Raw genomic sequence first — 22,533 nt, 5'->3', positions numbered from 1 at the left:
AGAGGTTGTAAAATACAGATGTGACATTTCGCACAGTTCAAGAGATTGTCAAAAATTCAGTAGAAAATAAGTTTGTGAGAAAATCTTTTGTTCCGTTGTAAAAGTTTATGGTTTATCTAAATTATTAGGAGAATAGTATTTTGAGGTATCGACTATTTTGCAAAAGAAAAAACGCAGGAGACATTCCTACGTTTTTCTTTATAAATATATGAAAAAGAGTTTTGATATTATTTTAAAACTGCCATACGGGAAATATCCTAAATTGAATGCAAAGAATTTTTTCTTCAGCGATATTACCTTATATCAAGGCATATTTCACATTAAACTACAAATCATTATTTACCATATTGCCCTTAGTTACGGAAACAATTATACTAGATGTAATCAGAGTAAATAATCTGAATATTCTTAGAATTAAAGATGAAATCTTTATGCCCTTAATTAGATGGATACATTCTATTTTCCACTAAATAGATTAAAAAAAGATAATAACATTAGGAGGATTACGATGCACCAGCTTGATTCATTACATCCCATTATAGAAAAAATAATTAATAATATTGAAAAGTTAATGGTCGGAAAGCGAAAAGAAACGATCTTAGCTTTGACAGCTCTCTTAGCTGAAGGTCATGTACTATTAGAAGATGTTCCTGGCGTTGGGAAAACAATGTTAGTACGTGCTCTTTCTAAATCTATCGATGCTGATTACAAGCGCATTCAATTCACACCTGATTTACTGCCGTCAGATGTAACAGGTGTTTCTATTTATAATCCGAAAGAGCTCCAATTTGAGTTCAAACCTGGACCAATCATGGGGAATTTTATACTTGCTGATGAAATTAATCGTACATCTCCCAAAACACAATCTGCCTTACTTGAAAGTATGGAAGAAGGCAATATTACAATAGATGGCAGGACAAGACCGTTACCAAAACCGTTCTTTGTAATGGCTACACAGAATCCGGTCGAATATGAGGGAACATACCCTTTACCAGAAGCACAGCTCGATCGTTTCTTATTGAAACTAAAAATGGGATATCCTACACAAGAAGAAGAATTTGAAATTTTAAACAGGATGGAAAAAACAAATCCCCTCTCCCATTTACAAGCTATTACAACAATAGAAGAATTACTTTATTTACAACAAAGCGTACGGGAAGTAAGCATGGACAAGGCAATCAAACATTACATTGTAAAGCTTGTTAGTCAGACTCGTTCTTATAGTTCTATACAACTAGGTGCAAGTCCACGTGGTTCGATTGCTTTAATGAAAGCTTCACAAGCTTATGCATTCATCCATGGCAGAAATTATGTTATTCCAGACGATGTTAAATTTTTAGCTCCTTACGTATTGGCTCACAGACTCATTCTAAAAATGGAGGCAAAATTTGAAGGAATTACAGGAGAACAAGTTATCACAAAAATCGTTGCGCGAACTACCGTACCTACTCAAAGGAAGATGAACCTTTGATGAAACGGATACTACGAGCACTCTATCATTTTACTAAGTTATCACTTATTCCGTTATGCCTAGTCTTAACATTTGTATACGCTATGCTTCAAGGAGGATTTGTAAGTTGGTTTTTGTTTTACAGTATGATTCCTATTGGACTTTATTCACTACTGCTTCCCTTCTATGCTTTACGGAACGCCGAGGTAAAACGAATAACAAATCAAGACGAATATGTAGCAGGAGAACCATTTTTAAGTACGATTACAATAAAAAGAAGTTTTCCTTTTCCCTTACTTTATTTAATTATAGAAGATGTACTGCCATCACATTTTATAAATTGTAAACAAACAAAGATGAATAAAGTAATACTCTTTCCAGGATTGAAACGAAATATTTCGTTTCAATATGCAATTGATACAATCCCTAGAGGAGAGCACTCTTTTTCAAGCGTACGTGTCAAAACTGGTGATTTATTCGGTATGATGGAGAAAGAAATAACTTTTTCAGTTCCAGATACATTTTTAGTCTATCCCCAGTATGTAGATATAACATATCGACAAATGGAAAATCATTTCGAACAAGGAGCACTTTCAGCAAATATAAATTTAGTAAAAGACTCTACCATTTCTGTCGGTGTGAGAGACTATAAACCTGGTGACCGCTTTTCATGGATTGATTGGAAAGCAACTGCCCGAACAAACAACATTATGACGAAAGAGTTTGAACAACAGCGCAGCCATAATATTATGATATTCATGGACAGAACCCCATCCCCTCTATTCGAATCAGTCGTCACATTTACTGCCTCTATTGTCAGGTCTGTCTTGAAACAAAATTCACCAGCGTCATTCGTATCTGTCGGAAAAGAACGAACTTTTTTCCCTTTAGACAATGGAGATAATCAGTTGCATCAAATCTTTTGTCATTTAGCGAAAGTACAAGCAGATAGTGTATTCCTGCTCTCCCGGAGTGTAGAAATGGAATTAAGAAAAATTTATGAGCCCGTCACGATTATACTCGTGACAAGCGATCTTTCTCCCGATTTTCAAAAGGCGGCTGACTATGCTGCTATTAAAAATAGAAAATTAATGGTGTTTGTCGTAAAAGAAAAAGCAAATCAACTCTCACATCGAGAACTCAGTATTCTAGAAGCTCTACAAAAACGAAAAATATTTGTAAAAGCGGTTTATGAAAACCGCTATACAAACGTATTTTTTGAGGTGAACAAATGATAACATTACAGACAAAAAAACAATGGGATATGAACAGATTTTTCATGCATGCATGCGCATTTCTACTTTTACTAGAATGGCTAAGGCCCCTCATAGGTATTACAAACGTAGGTAGATTTGATATTTTTGTAATATTTATAGGGATTTGCTTCACTCTCTCTTTTTTTCAAACAAAGTGGCAGATTCCAATAAAGATCATCACGATTTTATTCATCATACATTTCCTATATTATAAAAATGCTTTTATAAATCCATCTTGGCTAACGAAATTTTTTACTGATATTTCTCGAAATTTCTCCCTGTTATTTCAGGGGAATTTACTAGATATCTCTCCAGTTTTTCCAACACTTTTATTTTTTTTATCATTTTGGTTTTTGAGTGCTTTCATTTCTTTTTGGATGATTCATAAAAAACGTGGGTTGTTATTTCTTATATTGACTATTATTTATATCACCGTTTTTCATAACTTACATTTATACGATGCAAACTTCGCTATTATTCGTACTGTTGTCATCGGCTTTTTTATGCTTAGCCTTCTTCGCATAGAACGAATAAAAGAGATGGAACACTTACAAAATTATGCTAAAGAAATCTCAAAATTACTTAGACCTCTTACAGTGTTTATTGTATTGTCAGCAACCATCGCATACTTCGCACCAAAATTTGGTCCTCAATGGCCCAACCCAATGGATTTTTTAAAATTCAACACATCCGAAGCAAGTAAACAGCAAGAAGTTTCTAAAATTGGGTATGGTTTAGATGACTCGAGATTAGGTGGTCCTTTTAAGGCTGATCCTACAATTGTTTTCACAGCACAAACGCAAAACAAACAATATTGGAGAGTCGAAACGAAAGATTTTTATACAGGAAAAGGCTGGGGAATTTCTGAAAATCAAAAAAAGGTTTCTTTTAAAAATAAAAACGATGTCGTAAGCTGGTACGAACAAAATACAAAAACAGAGGCAACTGAGGCAACAATTACCATGCAAAAAAGTTATCCTCACCTTACCTATCCAGCGGGGTTAATATCTGTTGAGGCTTCTTCAGATGTATCATACAGCGTTGATCCATTTTCTGAAAAAATCTATACGATGGACGGAGACTCCTCCACTACTTTACATTCATATAAAGTAACATATGGGATCCCGGAGTTTTCCATAGAAAACTTGAAAGCTGTAAAAACGAATGAAGGTCAAGAAACAAATCCTTATTTCATGACAAAATACACGCAACTTCCCGAATCATTACCGCAGCGAGTAAGAGACTTAGCTGTTAATCTAACAAATGATAAAGATAACCGATATGATAAAGTATTAGCTATTGAAAAATATTTCACCGATCATTCTTTTGTATATGAAACAACGAATGTATTGTTCCCTGCCAAAAATCAAGATTATGTTGATCAATTCCTTTTTGATACAAAAAGCGGCTACTGTAATAATTTCTCGACGTCTATGATCGTGTTACTTCGTTCTGCCGGGATTCCTGCTCGCTGGGTAAAAGGTTATTCAGAAGGAACTCTTGATAATACGCTTGCCTCTGCAGAAGGTGAGGATGTTTATAAAATCGCGAACGATAACGCACATTCTTGGGTCGAAGTATATTTCCCTGGATACGGATGGATTCCATTCGAACCGACAAAAGGATTTACGAATCCCTATAATTTCACAAATAATGCTCCTGCCCCTACTATACAAAATAGCGAAGAAACTAATTCTCAAAACGCGCAAATGCACCAAAGAAACAATGAAGCAAAGCTCAAAAGTTTAATAGAAGATACAGAAGAAGCTCCTACTAAAAAGATTACAAATGCTAAAAATGGATTTTCTTGGTGGTACCTATTCCTCTCTTCGATACTAATTAGTATTATAGGATACACTCTCTTCGCTACTAGAATGAAATGGATTACATTTTTTATCATTCTTTTCTACAAATACCGAAAAGATGATGCTGTTTATAGCAAAGCTTATGGCGCACTTTTGAAACAATTTGCGAGAATTGGCATACCACGAGGGGAAAGTCAAACATTCCGAGAATACGCTCTCCACATCGATACGCTTTACAACTCGGCTCATATGCAACAACTTACTTTCAGTTATGAGAACGCTATGTATCAAAAGGGACAAGCTGCAGCAGAATGGGAAAAATCCGTACACTTATGGGAAATCCTTATGAAAAAAGCAGCTTCTCCGCCTAAATCAAATGACTTCCATTCAGCGATTTAATCTTGATAATGTGAGTTAAAAGAAAAAGCCTCAAAGAACAACATTGTTCTTTGAGGCTTTTTTAATAAAGTGAAACTTCTAGTGATTACCCAAGTACCTTCTCAATCTCAACCTCTAAATCCACCGGTTTCGTCTGCGGTGCAAAACGTCCTACTACTTTCCCGTCTTTTCCGATTAGAAACTTAGTAAAGTTCCATTTCACTGCTTTCATACCGAGTAAACCTGGTGCTTGTTCTGTCATGTATGTATAAAGCGGATGTGCCTTATCACCTTTCACATCAACCTTTGCAAACATCGGGAAATTCACACCGTAGTTTAACTCACAAAAACTAGTAATATCTGCTTCTGTACCTGGTTCTTGTCCTCCGAATTGATTACAAGGGAAACCGAGTATTTCTAGTCCTTGGTCTTTATATTTATCATATAAAGACGTATCGTAAAATAGGTGTTCACTAGGTGAATGCAGGTGGTATTTTAATTGGAATGTGACCAAAGTAGTGACTAAGTAATTTATCTTAATATAGACTAATATTTTTTAATCACAAGACGTATGATGTATGTTTCCATTGTTAGAGCGTAGGGCTTCCTACGCTTTTTATTTTGGTCACCGAAGTCACCTTACTTTTTCTATCTATTACATTCCCCCTCAATAGATTTGATAATTTTACGCAATGGATTACGCTTTATCTCATCGTAATATAATTAATCAATCCATTATGTATCGTTCAATTTACTGGGATTATTATCAGTGAAACCCGACCTTAAAACACATTTCTACCGTCCTATTGCGTCAATATCTATCCTACTTTTCGATTGTACTTACGCATCCGCTCCCTCGCCTGTCTCTTTCGAACTCCCTCACGACACCCATCACAGTATTTAGCTCGATTTCCTTTAGCGATAAAATGACCGTTACATACCTCGCATACTTTACCTTTCTGCCCCTCATTAAAATATAACGAATACAACTCTTTATCAGCAGGTAACACATGCGTTTCGAAATAGTCACAGCGTTTACTTTCGAATTTTACTTCTTTATCTCGATAATACATCGTATGTAGGAACGGGCATTTCGCCTGATATATGCAGTTACCTTCCTTTGGAGTATAGCAAGCGCATGTTTCTCGGATTAATCGTTTTACCTGTGTTTCTACTTTCACAACATCGCTCCCTTTCTTTTGTAAATAAAAATAGGCCCTCCGTAATCGGAAGAACCATCATTGTCGTTATATATCACGTTTCTCGGCGTAAAAATAGGCACAAAAAGTGGCGAACCCTCCGTATAGGAGAATCCGCCGTTATAATTAAATTCTATTTGACATTAATTTTACTACTTCAGCTGGATCGATTATCTCTGTAGTGTATATACACCTTACCCAATCGCCATTTTTATTTGGAGTGTGCAAAGTGAAAATCCGATAAGGTCCTTCTTCATCGTCATCACTTTGATTTTCAATGTCATAATTATATCTTTCTTTTCCTAATATTTCTTTAATAATATCTGCTAAAGCCTGGTGTCTTGAATTATTTCCTACAAATATAAAACTCTTTATTCTTTTATCTGTTTCAGCAATAATCCCTTCATCTAATAATATCTCTAAATCTTTTCTCAAATATTCTCTAATCATAGCTTCTTTCATAGACTCCATCCCTAATCCCCCAATTATTTTTTACTACATTTTACCATGCATCTATTCTTTTTAATATTAATAAGTTTAGAATGTGCCTAGATCAATTGCTCCTGGTCTTCCTTCTATTAATTCTGTTGTATGACGATAAGAGGGGGCAGATACAAGAAAATCTCTTGTAATAACGTTTAATTCCTCAAGGTCATACCTTTTCCCATCTAGTCTTTCTACTATTGTATTCATCAGCGCCCCCCTTTCATATATGATTTCACTTGGATTTTACTCGTCTGCATATCGTCAATGTACGGTTGAGTTACTCTAGCTACTTCGTACCCATCCATAACCGTTACGTTTTCGATAATCAATGTACGATTCGACTGAGTGCTCTCGGTGTTGCCATTACGCCCACTACTCGACCCATACACCGAAGGCGCTACGGATTTTGCTAGATTTGTACTTACAGGTCCTGTATCAACCGCTAACATTTCCGGCTTCATCCACTCAGTCATCTCTCCCGTTGTTCTTTGTACTGCACTTTTCATCGAATCAATACCATTGATCCAACCTTTCATCATATTGACACCAATGAAATCTCTGAACCAACGAGAAGGTGAATGGATTGATAATAGACCAGAAATTTTATCTTTAATTCCATTTCCGATTTCCGTGATTTTGCCCCAAATTGCCCCTGCCATTCCGCTTATACCATCTAATAGTCCTTGCATCATATTACGACCAATATCTCCTAAATTGATCCCGCTTAAGAAGGATGTCACATTATTAAAGATTTGAGTTACGGTGTTATAGATAGCGTTTAGGATGCTAGATGTAGCAGAGCTTGCTGCATTCCACATTGCGGAAATAATATTGCCTGCTGCAGACATTGTTGATGAAATGACCGAACCTATACCCGAGAAAATCGAGCTTACTAGTGAACCGATTGCTGATAGAACACTAGAAAAAACGGATTGTACTAAATTTAGCCCCGAGGTCACTACAGCTTTTATTAAATCTATCGCTCCTTGGATTATACTTCCAATTAGTGACATTACATTTGAGGTTATCCCTTTCACCGCGTTCCATGCCCCACTCCAGTCTCCTTGTAGAACTGCAGTAAATAACTTTATGATATTGGTTATAATCGTTGCTAAACCTTGAATAATTGCAACTGCTACCGGGATTGCCGCTTGAATAATCGAAACTATTACTGGAAAGACCGCTTGAACAATTTGTAAGATCAAAGGTATCACAGTTGTGGCTATGATAGAGATTACTTGGCCTAGTAATTGAATGATCGGAATCGCGACCGATATTGCCGCCGATATGATTGCCGCTATTACTGGGAAAACAGCCTGGACTGCTTGCAAAATAATCGGAATAACTGAAGTAGCAATAACTGTCAGGATTTCTCCAAACCCTTGTATCAACAATCCAGCTATACTAAATGCAGCTTGAACAACTTGTAGAATAATTGGGAATCCAGTTTGAAATGCTTCGATGAATATTGGTAAAACCGTAGTTGCAAACTCTGAAAACATTTGAGATAAAAATTGGATACCCTCACTTATCATCGGCATAATTTGGATAGTTGTATCTGCGAACATACGAATAAGATCAGTTACCATCGGCATAACCTGCTGCATAATTTGACCGAATCCAGTAAACATTTCAGTCGCAATTGGTACCACGGCTTTTACAACTTCACCGAATAGGCTTGCAATAGTTGAGCCAAGTTCACCGAACGCCGCTCCTAATTCAGCGAGTGCTGGTCCTAAAGTAGCGAAACTTTCTGCGATTACTTGGCCTGTCTTTTGAAACTCAGGTGCTAGTGGCGCAAAGGCATCGATAAACCCTTGTGCTAACGAAGTGATAATTGGCATGATTACGGAAGCAACCGTACTGAAGACACCTTTTATCGACTCCCATGCTGACATCAACGCTGATTTCGCTTGTTCATTTGTGTTTACGAGTTTAAATATCGTAGCACCTAATGAAGCGACAATAGCGATTACCCAACCGACAGGTCCAGAAACACCTAAAAACGTTAACCCTAAACGAACGATTAACGGTGTTAATGTAGCAATTGTATTACCGATTGTTGAAAATGAAGCTTTAATAAACTCTACTATTGGCGAAATTGCGGAACTAATCCCTGAAAACTTGGCGGTTAATCCTTCGATAGCTGAACCGAACGCAACGCCGATCATTTGCCCAAGTCCGCTAAATTTCGCTTTTACGGACTCAAAAAAAGCACCTATCGCACTACCCATCGCTGAAAACTTAGCGGGGATTGTTGCAAGATACGCACCAAATGAGTCAAATGCCACTTTCATAGATTCCACGGCTGATATAGTTATAGTTTTAATCGATTCCCAAGCGCTATTAACAGCGTTACGGACCGTCTCGTTATGTTTGTATAGCTGAACTAGCGCTACACCTAATAGAGCTATTATTCCAATCGCTATACCTACAGGACCTAAAAGCGCTGCGATAACAGTACCTAAAATTGTTACCCCTTCTACTAGCACACCAATAATTGAACCTAACTTACCTATAACTAAAAATAATTTACCGAATACTAGTAAGGTGGCTCCTATAGCATTTATCATTATCCCAACAACAGTAGCTATTGCTAAAAATACGGTTATTGCTACCGCTGTAGTTGCAACGACTGTTTTCATCGGTTTAGAGAGGTTTGTAAACCAATTCGCTAAGTCTCTTACCGTGTTTGCGACGAGGATAATTGCGGGTCCTAATGCGTCAACAAAAGCTTTTGATGCGGTATCGACTACTGACAACATTTCTTTTATTGCGCCCGCCCAACCTTCGTTCATTTTTTTAGCTGCAGTGGCTGCCGCCCCATCACTTTTTACTAAGGCGTCTGTCATCTTATTGATAGCATCAGGACCTGCTGAAACTAGTGCCATCATACCGGAAACAGCTTCAGTCCCGAAGATAGTAGCTAACGCCGCTCCTTTTTGGGCTTTTGTCATACCTTCCATGCCTTTTTGTAAATCACCTATAATTTGACTTAGGGGACGCATGTTTCCTTGTTGATCTGTAACGGTTACCCCTAGGCGTTTCAACTCGTTTGCAGCGGCTTTTGGTGGCTTAACTAAACGGAGTAAAGATGCACGCAACGCTGTACCGGCCGTCTCTCCACGAATACCATTATCAGACATAATACCGACAGAAGCTGCGAGTTCTTCCATTGATATACCTAACTGTGCTGCCGGACCTGCCGCGTACTTAAAGGCGTATTGCATATCTAATACGCCTGCTGCCGACTGATTGGCCGCTTGTGCTAAAACGTCAGCAACATGGCCACTCCTATCTGCTTCTAACCCGAATGCGTTAAGCGCACTCGTAACTGTATCTGCTACAAGTCCAAGGTCTTCGCCCGAAGCGGCTGCGGCAACAAGTACTCCTGGTAATGCGGCCGTTGCTTTTGCTGCGTCAAATCCTTTCGCTCCTAATTCGGCATATGCCTGGGCTACTTGCCCAGTTGAGTACACCGAAGTGGTCGCCATCTCTAAAATATCTTTCTTAACTTTGTTATAGCTACCACCTGTTAACATCGCCGCTCTACGGGTCTCAGATTCGAAGTTCATTGCGTCTTTCACCATACGCCCTAGAAAAAATCCCGATGCGTTGGCAGCTGGTGCAAAAGCATTCTGTACCGTCTGCCCTGCTTGTTGGACTCGATGTCCCATTTCCTGCACTCGATTTCCCACGTTCTGAAACGTAGATTGCCACGATGACATATTCGGTGGTGAAGGTGGCGTCATATTTTGCATTTGATGATTCAATTGTTGTACATGTTGTCCCGTACTTTGGACTGCGTTATTCCAACCACTCATGTTAGGAGTCGGTATATTTATCGGTTGACTTACCGCTTGATGGAAGCTACGCACTGCTCGCGTAGCTTGTTGCATTCCACGTTGTAGGTTAGAGATATCTGCTAGTAACTGTACTTCTACTCGATTTGTAGACATAGTTATCTACTTCCAATCTTCCGGAACGCTTCAAAGTTCTCTGTTAGCCCTTGAGATTCGATGAATTGTCGTAACGCTTCTAATTCAGCTAGTTCACTGCTTAAAGCTTGATTTAACTTCCCGAATTTTTCCGCTTCCTTCCCAAACAATTGCAACAACATTCCAATATGGAACTTCGTTTCAGGTGTCTCCGCGGTTTTCATTAATGCAGTCGAAAGTCTTTCCATTTCTTTTAGATTTTGTACTGTGCTCATATAATCTCTCCTTTAAATTTTTATCGATATAGAAAAAACACCCACGCTTTGTGCGCAGGTGCTAAATAAGTAAAAATATTTAATTTTATGTTATCTTCTTCCCATAAAAAGCTTTTTTCTTCGCCATTCCCAAGCAATATCATTTCGGTGATCATTTAAAGCCGTATATAATCCAACCTTGGCGTCAATTTCTACTTGCGCTTCACCAGAAGATGCTCGCTTTAAATTGTCGTACACACTTCGAATTCGCGTACTTGCCATCACTCTATCGACTGTACTTTCTGACTTTAAGCTATCTAGATGCGTCTTGATAGTAGTAAACTGAGATAACAGTTCTCTAGCCACTTCTTTATCAATAAATTCCAATTTCCCTTCGAGATAGGTAATAGCTTCTTTTAAAGAGGTTGTCATAATCACATCGGACGCAATAATTCCCGCTTCTCTTCTTACCTTATCGGAATCAAATTGAGTTTGTTCCTTTAACGCTGAGATACCCGCTTCTTTTTTCGCTTCCTCTAATCGACTTTTAATCTCTTCTTCATACAGACGTTGAATTGTAGCGAATTGACTATCGTACTTTTCAATCAAAGCCTGTACATCCTCAGCTTTTGCCGTCTCAGTTAATCGATTGCTCTCTCGGATGGCATCTCTTTCTTTTTGAAAATCCTCTAATAATTGCTCTGATTTTTCACACCAATAATTTAACATGTAATCATACGGTTCCTTCCCTTCTTTAACCAGCTCTTTCGCTCGATCTTCAGTAAACGTATAAATCTTTCCTGCTTGCGAATAATTCCCATCGATAGTCTCACTTACCAGCATGTAAACATCTTTATAATCCTTCATAATTTAATTCCTCCTAAATGTTTTAATTGTTTTATGTGAAACGCCTTATACGGCGTAATTTAATCGTCGTCTTCATCTTCTGAAGTTGTTTCCGGTGATAATATTTCGAAAGTATTGTCACTGTAATAAACGATGGTCTCCGTTTCCTCTTGTAGTTGGTTGCCGATAAAGATATTACTTTTTTCGCGGTAGACTTCTTGTTTCATATCATTTACCCCCGTTTCAGTTGGATGTCAACTAGACGTAAATCAGCTTCGTTACACACGCCGATAATTTCCTGCATGACTTCGTGCATTGTATTTACGATTTCGAAATTAAATCGAGAAAACGCATCGCTGTGAATGATTTCGCCTAATTCTTTATCAACAACATGCCAATTTATCGCTAAACCTGCTACGGGATGACTTCGTAAAAATATAATTGCTACTGCTTCCTTCATTTGTTCCATTCGACCACTCCTATCACACTTGATTTGCGAGATAAAGCGTCATTTGCTAATAACTGAATCTCGTTTCGTTTGTTGCCCAATCGAGGGATATGTTTAATAAGTACCTGAGCGTCAGTTAAACTCTCGATTTCTTTCCGATAAAATCTATTGCGAATAAGATGAGGTAAGTCAGAACGAAATATAATTTGCGTAGCGCCTTCCGGAACTTCTTCTAACAATCGTTTTAGTAACCACTTAATACACTTCGTCATTGAATTCACTTCAGTACCATCGATGTAAAGACTCGCTACCTTGTACGGAGTGTAAATGCGTTTCTCTTCATCATCGAAGTTTAAAAAGTCTATCGCTGCACCTGCGATGTATGCCTCGTTTTGAATACGTAGCACGGTAAAATCGACTATCATCGTATCTGATTTCATGCAAAGACCACCTTTTCTATCGCTTTCAATTCTTCCAATTTAGCGTCCGTTAAGTTAAACGTACGAATTAGCTTCACTTTTAATTGATTGGAAACAGGACGGTACTCCGTCTCAACGTTAGCGATCGTAGTTAATCCTACGCCTAATGTTTTCGCAAAAGCTTCTTGTGTTAATCCCTCATCAAAACGAATCAAACGAACTAATTTGCCGTCAATTCTCAATCCAATTCAACCCCTTTCTTATAAACTTTTATTTTTTCATTCCAAAACTTCACATTGAAGGTAAAAGAAAAAGACGCTCCACTAAGGAAGCGCCCTCTAAATGTTTGCAAAACGAATGCGTTAGAAACTAGAACAATTAGTTTATATAATAACGACCATGATTACTTACAGTCGGTACTACCTCAAAATTTGATTAGGATTTCTCATTTAATAGGATACAAAATGATATAAAAATTAGTACTCTCTTCAATACGTATAACCACAAAACGGTGTAAATAACAATAGTATTTGATAAAGATACTCTTATATAAGGTATAGGTAACTACAGGGATTAAAAACAGTAGTCTTTCTAAAAAAGTTTGTACCACTTGCTAAGGTAGTTGAAATTAACTATACTGCCCAGGATATATAAATAAAGAAAAGCAAAGTGTTAATAAATAGGCAAATACGAATGAGACGGAGCTTACCCGTCTCATTCGTTTCCCTTAATAGAACTTCTTCCTTAAATACTATCAATTGAGAGGTTCTACTTATAAGGTTAACTAAGGTATGATTTATTAGTATTAATTAATAAATTTTACTATAAACTTTTCTCCTAATCACAGATTAGATATTCGTCCTTTCGATGTGTTATAATCTAAACAGTGTATTTGTATAAATCTGTAAGATTAGGAGAATAGAAAAATGAAAATAGAAATCCCATTTTTACTACCATATAAACTTCCCGTAGGTACAGGAAAAAAAGCTATCTCTATTTTCCCGGGTTATGCTCAATTTACAATCTCATTTGATACCTATATCAAGAAAATAACCTACCCTTCAACCTATGAATATCTCGATATTCCTGAAGAAGAAAATACTATTGTATATTTAGAGATTTGCCCTGAGTTAAAAAATAAGGTTACCTCTGATGAAGATAAAACTGCACTTATTAAAGAGTCTCTAGACCACGGGATACAGTATGTAAATGCATTTATTGATGCTTTCCGTTCTATTAATGGATTAACATATTTACGTAATATAGATTTCCTTGATTTACCTAAGCACACGATAATAAAATTCAATGATGAACTGACTCTTTACACTAGAATTGAGGAACTTATCCCTTTAGTAACGGATACAGAGGTTACTAAAGAGGCGTTTCAAAGTGTAATGTCGTGTGTGGCTACATGGAATAACTATCCTGAAATCGGATTAGTCGAACAGTTCTATTCTCAGGCTGAGTCATCACTATATAAAGGGGACTATACCCATTCAATAATACAGCTTCAAACGTCTTTTGAGATTTTTATTAGAACCGCATTAAAGATTAGTACCATTACTAAAATGGAAAAAAGGAATAAGCGACGCTCAGAAATTGATAAAAAAGTAAAACAATTAGAAGGTATAAAAAACTTTAGAAACTTATTTGAGAAGCATTTGGGTAGTAACTTAGGTACTGACTTAAGCTTTGATAAAAATCCAGTAATTAATGCATGGGTAAAAAGTCTATATGCATATAGAAACTCTATAGTACATGCTGGAAATAAAAATATTACTAGGGATCAAGTTACAGATGCTTTCTCTGGGTATAAAAAGGTGAAAGAATACTTAAACGATTTATTAAACAAAAACGGATATTCTACTCCTTCCGAAGGTATTGACTTAACTAAATTCAGAACTTACCAACCATTAACCGAGGAAATGTTTAATAAATTAAAGGGCCAAGGGTTACTGCCCGCGGATGTGGAAATGAAGTTTGTCTAATTACGAAGAAATAACCTTACAAGTTATACTCCGTAAGGTTATTTCAATAACTCACTGTAATTGCCATGTATTAACCTTTCCAGGTTTCACAAACGCATTATAGTTACGTAGTCTTTCTTTGTTCCTCGACTTCGTTCAATCTCGTATAATTAATTCGTAATCACTTAACGGACGGCGTGTAGGTATATGGTGATTCTTATGATCAACACCAATATACTTTAGTTTCTTTAACGATACCTCACCTTTCGCTAATTTTCCTTTCTTCACACCTTTACCGAACTGCCTTCGTGCTAACTGCGTTTCACTCATAATTGGAAACTCACTTCGAGCCATCTTATCCGGATGTGTATCCGCAAGCTCTTCGTATAGCAACAAATCTGCTAGTCGCTCAAGTTGTTTCGGTTCAGGGCGCTCTCCTTCATTTTTAAGATTTTGCCCACCAATACAGTTATGTTTTATCTTTATTACTATTTAGCGAAGTATCTTTTATATAAGTAATTAATCGATAATATATAAGATAGGAATTATTTTCGATAGAAAATGATTCCCGGAGTATGAGCGTAAGCGAATGCTTCGTTATCTTAAATCTCTTTCCTTAAATCTCGTTATAATAAATCTAGTTAGACGGTAAATATTACCCTTACGGAATTACCTAAAATGCCTCGCTTAACTGTACTTTTTTACCGTTCTTTAAAATTCCGAAGAATCGTCGAATAAATGAGCGCCATAAAGCTCTTTTTTACGCTCTATTCCTGCTTCTTTTTCCGCTTCTAATTTTCGTAATGCTCTCTCGTATGCTTTCTTTGCATCCGGGAACTCTTCGAAAAACTCTTCCTCGTCTAATGGTTCATACGGTCGATAGCTATTACCTAATAATCCTCTTCGCTTCTGGATCAATCGCAACTCTTCTAACACATTCAAGTGCGTTCGTACGGTCTTTTCGGCTTTACCGTATTCCATCGCTAGTCGGTGCGTTGACGGCCAGGCGTATCCAAACTCTTCGTTAAAATAGTCAACAATCAACGCATAAAGATAACTCATTTCGGCTTTGTACTTCGGATGATATACGTAGTGTTTTAGATTTGATGGAAGTTTGATAAAATTCCCTTTGTACGCTCCCTTTGCTTTGCGAAATATTTTTGGTTTTCTCATTTCCGCGCCTCCGTTTTCGTAATTTTTACCGCCTATACTATATAAGACGCGTGAATTTCTCATTTCGCACACTTTCCGATTAAATAAACGCAAAAAACACGCGTATAGCCTGCGCGTGTTTTCTTTTTCCGTTCTATATATAAAATTGCCGTCGTTGTTTTTGTCTTCATCTTATCCGGGTTTGTTTTCTGACCAGTTGCCGCTGGTTTAATTCTGTCCTTCTAGTACCGCTTCAATGAATTCAACGGCGCTCATTTCGTGTATATTTTCGATTTCTGCTTTACAGTTAATTTCGACCGCTCTAAAACTATCGGAATCGTATATCGTCAGCTCTTTTTTGCCGCGTTCACACAAAGGTATTTCACGGAAAGTTAAATTATTTCCGTCAAACACGTAATACACCGAATCTGATAATAAATACGCTTCATACTTCGATTCCTTTAGTCCATCTACGTCTTGATAATGAAAATTAACTGTTATTTTCTCCACTTCTGTTTCCCCCTTTTATTTATAGGCCAATGCCGAAAAGTCACACACAACTGCGAGTTTACCGTCTCACATCTCCATGCCACCTTAATGTATTACTTAGATCGATGATTCATCCGCCTGCCTATAACGGACGAATCTTACGACTCACCTTTTACGAATTTTTATAAAATAAACGCTATGAACATATCGATTAAAAATAATAGTGTTCCGATAATGAAAGTGCCAAAATACCAAGTGTAATCAGATAACGTCTCCAGACCAAAGTAACGGTTTAGCTTTGCGAACATGCTCAACGCCTCCCTTAATGGATATCCTTTTTAATCGATGCAAGTGTTAAAAGAAAATCAAGCGCGCTCATATTTCCGATTTGAGTAATATCGACCAAGCTTTCATCTAAATCCCCTTGTAAGTCTAATACCGTATCGCCAAGAATAATTTCGTCATTATCACCGTGAGTAAACTCTTCGATTGAAATTCCGTCCTCATATATAGATAGAACGTGTTTATCCGTAATTTTATAGGCTTTCTCAGCGAATGTTACTTTCGAGCCGTCCCCGTTTTCCACCGTGATATTTACGTTTACCTTTTCGATATTTTGTAAATTCATTTTCTCATTTCCCCTCCTTTAATTACGTTTACCGTAATCTATACATACATCATAAATTACGTTTACCGTAATAGTCAACCCTTAAATTACATTTTACGTAATTCTCCTTTATCTATATAATATAGACAAGGGGTGATACATAGTGGCAAAGAGAATCGAAGTTAAGCTACGTGACATATTAAAATCTCGCGGTATGGATCAGAAAGATTTAATCGATGATGAAAACGGATTGTCTACACGGACAATAAGTGAACTAGCGAGCGGAAAAATGAAGAGATACCCGAAAGAAGCGATAGAGAAGATCGCAGATAAATTAAATATTACCGATATGAATGAATTACTACTTATCGTAGAAGATGAGGAGGACGCTACTAAATAATAGCGTTCTTTTTTATTGAAAAAACACGCCCATTCATCCAATATATTCCTTTATTTGATATACTTGTACTAGAATATACAAACGGGAGTGAACTAAATGGGGAATGGATGGTTAAATAAATTCGGATTAGTTATTATCGGTACGTCACTCACACTTACTACTGGATGTACTCCACAAGAAAAAGAAGCCGCATCACAAGCGAAGGTACAGAAAGAAGAAGAAAAAGCGCAAAAGCAAGCCAATAAAGACGCCGAGAAACAACGTAAGCAACAAGAGAAAGACGCTAAAGAGGAAAGTAAGCAAAAAGAAAAAGAGGAAAAGAAAAAACAAGCTGAGATTGAAAAAGAAGTTTCCGAGGCTAAAGGGGCAATACGGAAAATACTTATGACAACCGATAAATCAATCGCTGATTTAAAAAAATCATCAATTAATAACGGAAAGTTATCTGACTCTGATACAAAAATGCTTTCAGGTGATTTAAAGTTAGTACTTGAGCATGTAGGCGATATCAAAGGTGCGAAGGGCGAAACAGAAGCTATTAAAAATTACGAGGCTAAATTAAACGATTTTATCCAATCGTTTGAGAAAGGCGAAGAACGTGACATTAAGGAACTTATACGTGATATTAAAATACTATAAAAAATTAACCGCCTATAACAGGCGGTTTTCTTTCGTTTACATATTCGCCCCCATTTCGTCCAAATACCGTTGCCTTCAATTGTAGAAACACCGCTCCCTCCCCTTCCATCATCCCTCGTTCGGAGCATCCAATTCAAATCAGTCATACTATGTATTGATATACAAAGCTTCCATATGTTCTATGAGTTCCCCCTCTAATGAACTACATATATTCAATATACGATCCAAATTAAAATCAGCTCCCTTCCCTTTTAACCTCCTTCTTTTACTTATACTGCTTGCAATTTGGGATAATTCAGTAATTTCATCATTTTTCCATCCAGAGCTATAAAATATCATAAAACTATAACTAGGAATATTAGTATGATTACCCAAAGTATTTTGTGATTCTTCAATTAACAAGGAATCAAATATTAATTTACTTCCTTTATCAAAAGTAACAAATATAGGGATTTCTTGATAATTAGATATTCCAGAAATCTGAGAAGCTCTTGTAGGCATTTGTAAGTCTATTGCAGCAGCGTATATTTTATTTAATATTTCAGTAATACCTTTATTAGGACTTGTCCTTCTAAGTATATTTAGTTCGTTTCCTAAGTAATGTATAGAAAAAGTTATTTGCACCGGAGAAAATGCGTCTAATTCTTCATCTAAAAAATTAAAGTAGTCACAAATTTTTTCTTTACCGTTTTCATGCTTTGTAAAGTGTTTCATGGTATAGGCTTTTAAAATTGCTGCATATGTCAGGGCAGATTGCATAGTGAACAGACCATTTCCTCTTAGTAAAGGTACTTTAGAAAAAGAAAGATCATTGTCAATAGAGGGGTTTTCAGATAAAATTTCTTTGCAATATGCTTTATCGAATAATTCTTCTAAACATGCTACTAGTAATCTATATTTTTCAGAGTTAAAGTTTCCAGTCTTTTTATCTCTCGCTGCTTCTTCACAAGCGTAATGATAAATTATTCGATTAGACCATTTTTTTATAATATTTACAGCACTTAAAAATTCATTTTTTAGGGATGGATTCAATTTATTCCAATCTTTTTTGTTATGTATATAATCTCTGGCATAAATAACGAAATTCGTATCAAGAAAAAACATCCATTTTCTATCTTTATTTTGCTCTGCTAACTCGTGAAAATCAGGGATTTTTCCATCTATCCATACAGTAGAAAATATACTCAAGCTATAATCCTCCATTTTATATTATTTTTAATCCGCAAAAGATATTATTAGATTTTTTATAATTTTAATTATAGTACATTTTAGCTTTTATTTGAAAGAAGAAGAATTGTAGCGATACTTTAGAAAGGGAAGTATCGCCTCCCCCACCCATGCCTTTGAACTAAATCCATCGATAGAAACACGGCAATTCTCCTTTCCAAATTACGTATTAGAAACCATAATGTTCATTTTAAATCCATTTCCCCAGACATTTATCAGCAAAATCGAGTACGTACATGCGAAGTAATACAAATACCTTCCAAACGGCTTATATACTCTAAAACGTAGAGTATTATCTAGTGATTTAGACCCGAAGTTTTAAATTTTGTACGGATTTTGCAGGCACCTGGCGAACCAAAATTCCAAATAGCTCCCCGCCCCCCTAAAGAAAAAAGCCGGTATTATTTTACCGACTATAACTTTGCTTCGTATTCTTTTACCAACTTATAAAACGTTGTCTTCCCTACTTCTATTTCTTTCATCGCTGTAACGGCCGTTATCTCTCCCGCTTTCCATCGCTTATATGCTTCAATAAACTTATCTGTAATCGTTACTTTAGGTCTACCTAGTTCTTTCCCTTGCTTACGTGCGTTGGCAATTCCTTCAGCTTGCCGAGTGCGTATCTTCTTACGCTCTTCCTCAGCTATCCATGAGAGTATTTGTAATACTAAGTCAGCTACGAATGTACCGACGCTATCCTTATACTTCGTTGTATCTAGCAGAGGCATATCAATTACGATAATGTCCGCCTGTATCTCTTGTGTTATCTCGTTCCATTCTTTTAATATCGCATCCTTATTACGTCCTAGCCTATCAAGTGAATGAACGTATAATATATCGCCTTTACGGAGCACACGTTTAAGCGTCTGATATTCTGGCCGTTCGAAGTCCTTACCGCTCTGCTTATCTACGTATATATCACGCTCCGAAATACCTAACTCCTTTAACGCAGCTAACTGTCTGCCCTCGTTTTGATCCTTAGCGCTTACCCTTACGTATCCGATCTTTCTAGTCTCCGCCATTCCCCTTACTCCCTTTCCGTTATGTTTGATTCGATTGTAAAACAACTGTTCGCAAAAGTCGATAAAATAAATGAACGTTCATAAAGTGTTTTCTTATATTAAACGGACGTTACTTCACTTAATAATCGACCTGTTATTGATGGTTCGTAAAGGTATACTTTTATGAACGGAGGTAACAAACGGTAGGGTTGAGGTTTTCGAGGCACGTCTCTGTCGGAGGGGTACGGCTGGTGAAATTGGAAGTGTTAAGAAAGGTACAAAACGAGTTTCTTCTATATATAGGCGAAAAATGACCCACTTCCGAAAATTCCAGCGGGTGTGTGTGTAAGACAGCGGAGACTTCCGAAATGTAAAACGATGTAAACTCCCGAATCCAATCTCTTCTATATAGCGTTAAATCAGACTGCTTTACATGTGCGTTAAAAGTTTCGGAATGGCTGCATATAACAAGCCGAAAGCTGGCGAAAATCACAATAAATCACAACGGCTCATAACGATAAAATACTAGAATTTCCGAATAAAAGCCGTTATTCACGCATATTTAAGCGAAAATCAATTAACGATTACATTGTGACTTGTTCCTATCGAAAAATTATCGGAGCACGTCCGTCTGATCCTTCCACCTGGTAAAAGTCGCAAATTACTATACCGTACTATAGGCGATTTAATCCGTTTCTTCCTTATATGGCGCGGATTATCCGTATTATAGTTACTTATTGAAATTTCATTAAGAGACGTCTGTAAGGAACGCAAAGTTGACGAAATGGGAAGCGTTGGGAAGTCGTTATTATAGTTGCTTCTATATATACGTAGTGAAATTGGCACTTCCCATAGTTAGGTATTACATAGATTACGATGCACGGTTTCCGTGCGTGGAAGAAATTATCGAAGGGTGAGGTTCAGAGGGTGGGCGTGCGCCGCGAGCGTTCGGCTGGTAATATGTACCGTAGTGTATAACGGTAAGAGTACGCTCATTTGTTCAGTTTTGTTAATTATATAAAAAAGAGGCTGTAGAAAATCGATAGGGAAGCTAAAAAAGGAGTACCTACGGGGGAACCCGCCTTTTTGGCCGTTTGCTTTATTGTTAAATTAACCCAATAGTTGTATTATAATATAAGATTTAAGAAATAGTTTATCGATTTAGGGAGGACAACAAATGATAGAAGAATTACAATATTTGCCATTAGAAGACATAGAAAAAGATAGACTTGGATTTAAAGAGAAAGCTCAGGAAATTGCTACATTTATTAATGATTTTTCACCAAAACTACCGTATTCCCTTGCTATAAATGGTTCATGGGGAGCTGGTAAATCTACAATGTTAAATTTTATAGAAACTAAATTAGATATAGGAAAATGTAAAGTTGTACGCTTTAATCCTTGGATGGTCACTGAAAAAGAAGATTTGATAAAAAGTTTGTTTGAAGAAATATACTATGCAATGGGAGAAGGAGATTTCCAAAATGCGAAAAATTCATTCTTCAAATATGCACGAAAAATAATACCTTCAGCAACAAAAGCTTTAACATTTGCTGGATCATATATGCACGGTATAACACCAGCTGCCGCTGCTACGGCAAGTACAATCGCAGGAGATACCATACAAGTAATTAGCGATGAACTACTTGACGAGAAACCTTTATCAAAGAGGAAACAAGATTTAAATAATATGTTAGATGAAACCCTCAAAGAAGACGGACAAAAAATTGTCATAATGATTGACGAATTAGACAGACTTTTCCCAGATGAAGTTATTACTGTGTTTCAGATGATTAAGTCTAATCTCGATTTACCTGGATTATTTTTCGTAGTCGCCATGGATGAAGAAGTAGTCTTTGATGCTTTAAAAGAAAAAGGAGTTAGTAAACCTGAGTATTATTTACAAAAGATTTTTCAAAGAAAATATCTTATTAATACAAAATATCAAATTAAGACGCTTTCAGAAAATTTCATTATGAAATATCTTGTTCCGGACAAAAAATCACATAAAGCATTGCGGGAAGCCCTATTAGCATATTTCTATTTAGAAGATTTTTATTTCATATATAAACCGGATGAAGCCCCTAGTTTTTATGATTCTTCATTATCGGATAATTATAACTATAAAAACGAGAATACTGAATATACTATCAGAGCGTCATATTTTGGTATATCAAGAATTTTGTCGAGTGAGCTTAATATTCAAAATCCTAGAGCTTTTCTAAGATTTGCAGAAATACTTATTGAGAAATGGGATAAATACTATAATCATATATTTGAAAAAGAAAAAGAAATTAAACATTTTGTATATGTTTCATTTTTAATTTTTATTTCTCACTATGCATGTCCGGATTATACAGAGGTACATTATTTAATGAAAGATCTAGATAAAGATGATGATAGACCGATATTTATACAAGAAATCGGTAGTCATATTCAGTGTTTAATCCCATCGTTTACTTATAAAGTAGAAGGAAAGCTTACAGACGTAAATTGTGATTATGTAATGAGAATAGCTATTGAATATTTAAATCAGTTTCCTGATTTTAAAGGGCAGTAATGTGCATTTATT

The 22,533-nt window shown here is 36.5% G+C and carries 24 protein-coding genes and 1 pseudogene; 7 read left to right on the top strand and 18 right to left on the bottom strand.

Translation table 11 applies throughout. From position 1 onward, the window contains the following. Window positions 1–508 precede the first annotated feature (508 nt). From MR115_RS14205 to MR115_RS14195, 3 genes are read left to right on the top strand one after another with little or no spacing between them, the layout of a single operon-like run. Entirely contained in the window at window positions 509–1,471 is a 963-nt protein-coding gene (locus MR115_RS14205; protein WP_060630624.1) for an AAA family ATPase, read from the top strand. Further along, on the top strand, window positions 1,471–2,685 hold the full coding sequence (locus MR115_RS14200) for a DUF58 domain-containing protein (RefSeq protein WP_242241764.1): 1,215 nt from the start codon (window positions 1,471–1,473) through the stop codon (window positions 2,683–2,685). Before MR115_RS14205 ends, MR115_RS14200 begins: the two co-directional genes overlap by 1 nt. Continuing rightward, window positions 2,682–4,910: a transglutaminase TgpA family protein gene (locus tag MR115_RS14195; protein WP_242241713.1), complete on the top strand. Its 2,229-nt coding sequence runs from the start codon at window positions 2,682–2,684 to the stop codon at window positions 4,908–4,910. Before MR115_RS14200 ends, MR115_RS14195 begins: the two co-directional genes overlap by 4 nt. An 85-nt stretch (window positions 4,911–4,995) precedes the next feature. On the opposite strand, the pseudogene bsaA reads toward MR115_RS14195, so the two are convergent. From bsaA to MR115_RS14140, 11 genes and pseudogenes are all read right to left on the bottom strand, one after another. Next, window positions 4,996–5,337, bottom strand: a pseudogene (bsaA, locus tag MR115_RS14190) (glutathione peroxidase); the annotation flags it as partial. Window positions 5,338–5,707: 370 nt separating this feature from the next. Continuing rightward, a complete protein-coding gene (locus MR115_RS14185) occupies window positions 5,708–6,070 on the bottom strand; it encodes a cysteine-rich VLP protein (RefSeq protein WP_098222715.1) in 363 nt (120 codons plus the stop codon). Between the two features lie 144 nt (window positions 6,071–6,214). Continuing rightward, window positions 6,215–6,559, bottom strand: coding sequence for a hypothetical protein (locus tag MR115_RS14180; protein WP_242241712.1), 345 nt, complete (start codon window positions 6,557–6,559; stop codon window positions 6,215–6,217). A 66-nt stretch (window positions 6,560–6,625) separates the two neighbouring features. Further along, window positions 6,626–6,781, bottom strand: coding sequence for a hypothetical protein (locus MR115_RS14175; protein ID WP_179867236.1), 156 nt, complete (start codon window positions 6,779–6,781; stop codon window positions 6,626–6,628). Next, entirely contained in the window at window positions 6,781–10,533 is a 3,753-nt protein-coding gene (locus tag MR115_RS14170; RefSeq protein ID WP_242241711.1) for a phage tail tape measure protein, read from the bottom strand. Before MR115_RS14170 ends, MR115_RS14175 begins: the two co-directional genes overlap by 1 nt. Before the next feature lie 2 nt (window positions 10,534–10,535). After that, window positions 10,536–10,787, bottom strand: a complete 252-nt coding sequence (locus MR115_RS14165; protein WP_098222709.1) for a hypothetical protein — start codon at window positions 10,785–10,787, stop codon at window positions 10,536–10,538. 90 nt (window positions 10,788–10,877) lie between these two features. Continuing rightward, complete coding sequence (locus tag MR115_RS14160; protein WP_242241710.1) at window positions 10,878–11,633, bottom strand: hypothetical protein; 756 nt, start codon at window positions 11,631–11,633, stop codon at window positions 10,878–10,880. Window positions 11,634–11,692: 59 nt separating this feature from the next. Beyond that, window positions 11,693–11,839, bottom strand: a complete 147-nt coding sequence (locus MR115_RS14155) for a hypothetical protein (protein ID WP_179867235.1) — start codon at window positions 11,837–11,839, stop codon at window positions 11,693–11,695. Window positions 11,840–11,844: 5 nt separating this feature from the next. Next, complete coding sequence (locus MR115_RS14150) at window positions 11,845–12,081, bottom strand: hypothetical protein (protein ID WP_098222703.1); 237 nt, start codon at window positions 12,079–12,081, stop codon at window positions 11,845–11,847. After that, window positions 12,069–12,500 carry a hypothetical protein gene (locus MR115_RS14145; RefSeq protein ID WP_242241709.1) on the bottom strand — a complete coding sequence of 144 codons (432 nt, stop codon included), beginning with the start codon at window positions 12,498–12,500 and terminating at the stop codon, window positions 12,069–12,071. Before MR115_RS14145 ends, MR115_RS14150 begins: the two co-directional genes overlap by 13 nt. Beyond that, the gene (locus tag MR115_RS14140; protein WP_179867234.1) at window positions 12,497–12,721 is read right to left on the bottom strand and encodes a helix-turn-helix domain-containing protein; all 225 of its coding nucleotides are present in this window, start codon (window positions 12,719–12,721) and stop codon (window positions 12,497–12,499) included. Before MR115_RS14140 ends, MR115_RS14145 begins: the two co-directional genes overlap by 4 nt. Window positions 12,722–13,405: 684 nt before the next feature. Here MR115_RS14140 and MR115_RS14135 point away from each other — a divergent pair. Next, window positions 13,406–14,467 carry a hypothetical protein gene (locus MR115_RS14135; RefSeq protein ID WP_242241708.1) on the top strand — a complete coding sequence of 354 codons (1,062 nt, stop codon included), beginning with the start codon at window positions 13,406–13,408 and terminating at the stop codon, window positions 14,465–14,467. A 135-nt stretch (window positions 14,468–14,602) separates the two neighbouring features. Here MR115_RS14135 and MR115_RS14130 read toward each other — a convergent pair whose 3' ends face one another. From MR115_RS14130 to MR115_RS14115, 5 genes are all read right to left on the bottom strand, one after another. Beyond that, window positions 14,603–14,839 (bottom strand): hypothetical protein, encoded by a 237-nt coding sequence (locus MR115_RS14130; RefSeq protein WP_242241707.1) that lies wholly within the window; start codon window positions 14,837–14,839, stop codon window positions 14,603–14,605. A gap of 318 nt (window positions 14,840–15,157) precedes the next feature. After that, complete coding sequence (locus tag MR115_RS14125) at window positions 15,158–15,682, bottom strand: helix-turn-helix domain-containing protein (protein WP_142313705.1); 525 nt, start codon at window positions 15,680–15,682, stop codon at window positions 15,158–15,160. Window positions 15,683–15,826: 144 nt separating this feature from the next. Then, window positions 15,827–16,108 carry a hypothetical protein gene (locus MR115_RS14120; RefSeq protein WP_098222692.1) on the bottom strand — a complete coding sequence of 94 codons (282 nt, stop codon included), beginning with the start codon at window positions 16,106–16,108 and terminating at the stop codon, window positions 15,827–15,829. A gap of 161 nt (window positions 16,109–16,269) precedes the next feature. Continuing rightward, window positions 16,270–16,395 carry a hypothetical protein gene (locus tag MR115_RS29840; RefSeq protein ID WP_255863982.1) on the bottom strand — a complete coding sequence of 42 codons (126 nt, stop codon included), beginning with the start codon at window positions 16,393–16,395 and terminating at the stop codon, window positions 16,270–16,272. 14 nt (window positions 16,396–16,409) lie between these two features. After that, window positions 16,410–16,715: a hypothetical protein gene (locus MR115_RS14115; RefSeq protein WP_242241706.1), complete on the bottom strand. Its 306-nt coding sequence runs from the start codon at window positions 16,713–16,715 to the stop codon at window positions 16,410–16,412. A 142-nt stretch (window positions 16,716–16,857) separates the two neighbouring features. Between MR115_RS14115 and MR115_RS14110 the strand changes: the two genes are divergently transcribed. Both MR115_RS14110 and MR115_RS14105 read left to right on the top strand, forming a co-directional pair. Continuing rightward, window positions 16,858–17,094 (top strand): helix-turn-helix domain-containing protein, encoded by a 237-nt coding sequence (locus MR115_RS14110; protein ID WP_098222685.1) that lies wholly within the window; start codon window positions 16,858–16,860, stop codon window positions 17,092–17,094. Between the two features lie 96 nt (window positions 17,095–17,190). Beyond that, the gene (locus MR115_RS14105) at window positions 17,191–17,733 is read left to right on the top strand and encodes a hypothetical protein (RefSeq protein WP_242241705.1); all 543 of its coding nucleotides are present in this window, start codon (window positions 17,191–17,193) and stop codon (window positions 17,731–17,733) included. A 147-nt stretch (window positions 17,734–17,880) separates the two neighbouring features. Here MR115_RS14105 and MR115_RS14100 read toward each other — a convergent pair whose 3' ends face one another. Both MR115_RS14100 and MR115_RS14095 read right to left on the bottom strand, forming a co-directional pair. Beyond that, window positions 17,881–18,921 (bottom strand): hypothetical protein, encoded by a 1,041-nt coding sequence (locus tag MR115_RS14100; protein WP_242241704.1) that lies wholly within the window; start codon window positions 18,919–18,921, stop codon window positions 17,881–17,883. 452 nt (window positions 18,922–19,373) lie between these two features. Next, window positions 19,374–19,982 (bottom strand): recombinase family protein, encoded by a 609-nt coding sequence (locus MR115_RS14095; RefSeq protein ID WP_098222676.1) that lies wholly within the window; start codon window positions 19,980–19,982, stop codon window positions 19,374–19,376. 1,156 nt (window positions 19,983–21,138) lie between these two features. On the opposite strand from MR115_RS14095, the gene MR115_RS14090 reads away from it, so the two are divergent. Further along, entirely contained in the window at window positions 21,139–22,521 is a 1,383-nt protein-coding gene (locus tag MR115_RS14090; protein WP_242241703.1) for a KAP family P-loop NTPase fold protein, read from the top strand. Window positions 22,522–22,533: the final 12 nt, after the last annotated feature.

It is taken from the genome of Bacillus cereus group sp. BfR-BA-01309, assembly GCF_022664315.1.
Lineage (GTDB): Bacteria > Bacillota > Bacilli > Bacillales > Bacillaceae_G > Bacillus_A > Bacillus_A mobilis.
The sequence above is the reverse complement of the archived record's forward strand: the minus strand, read 5'-3'. Positions and strand labels throughout refer to the sequence as shown.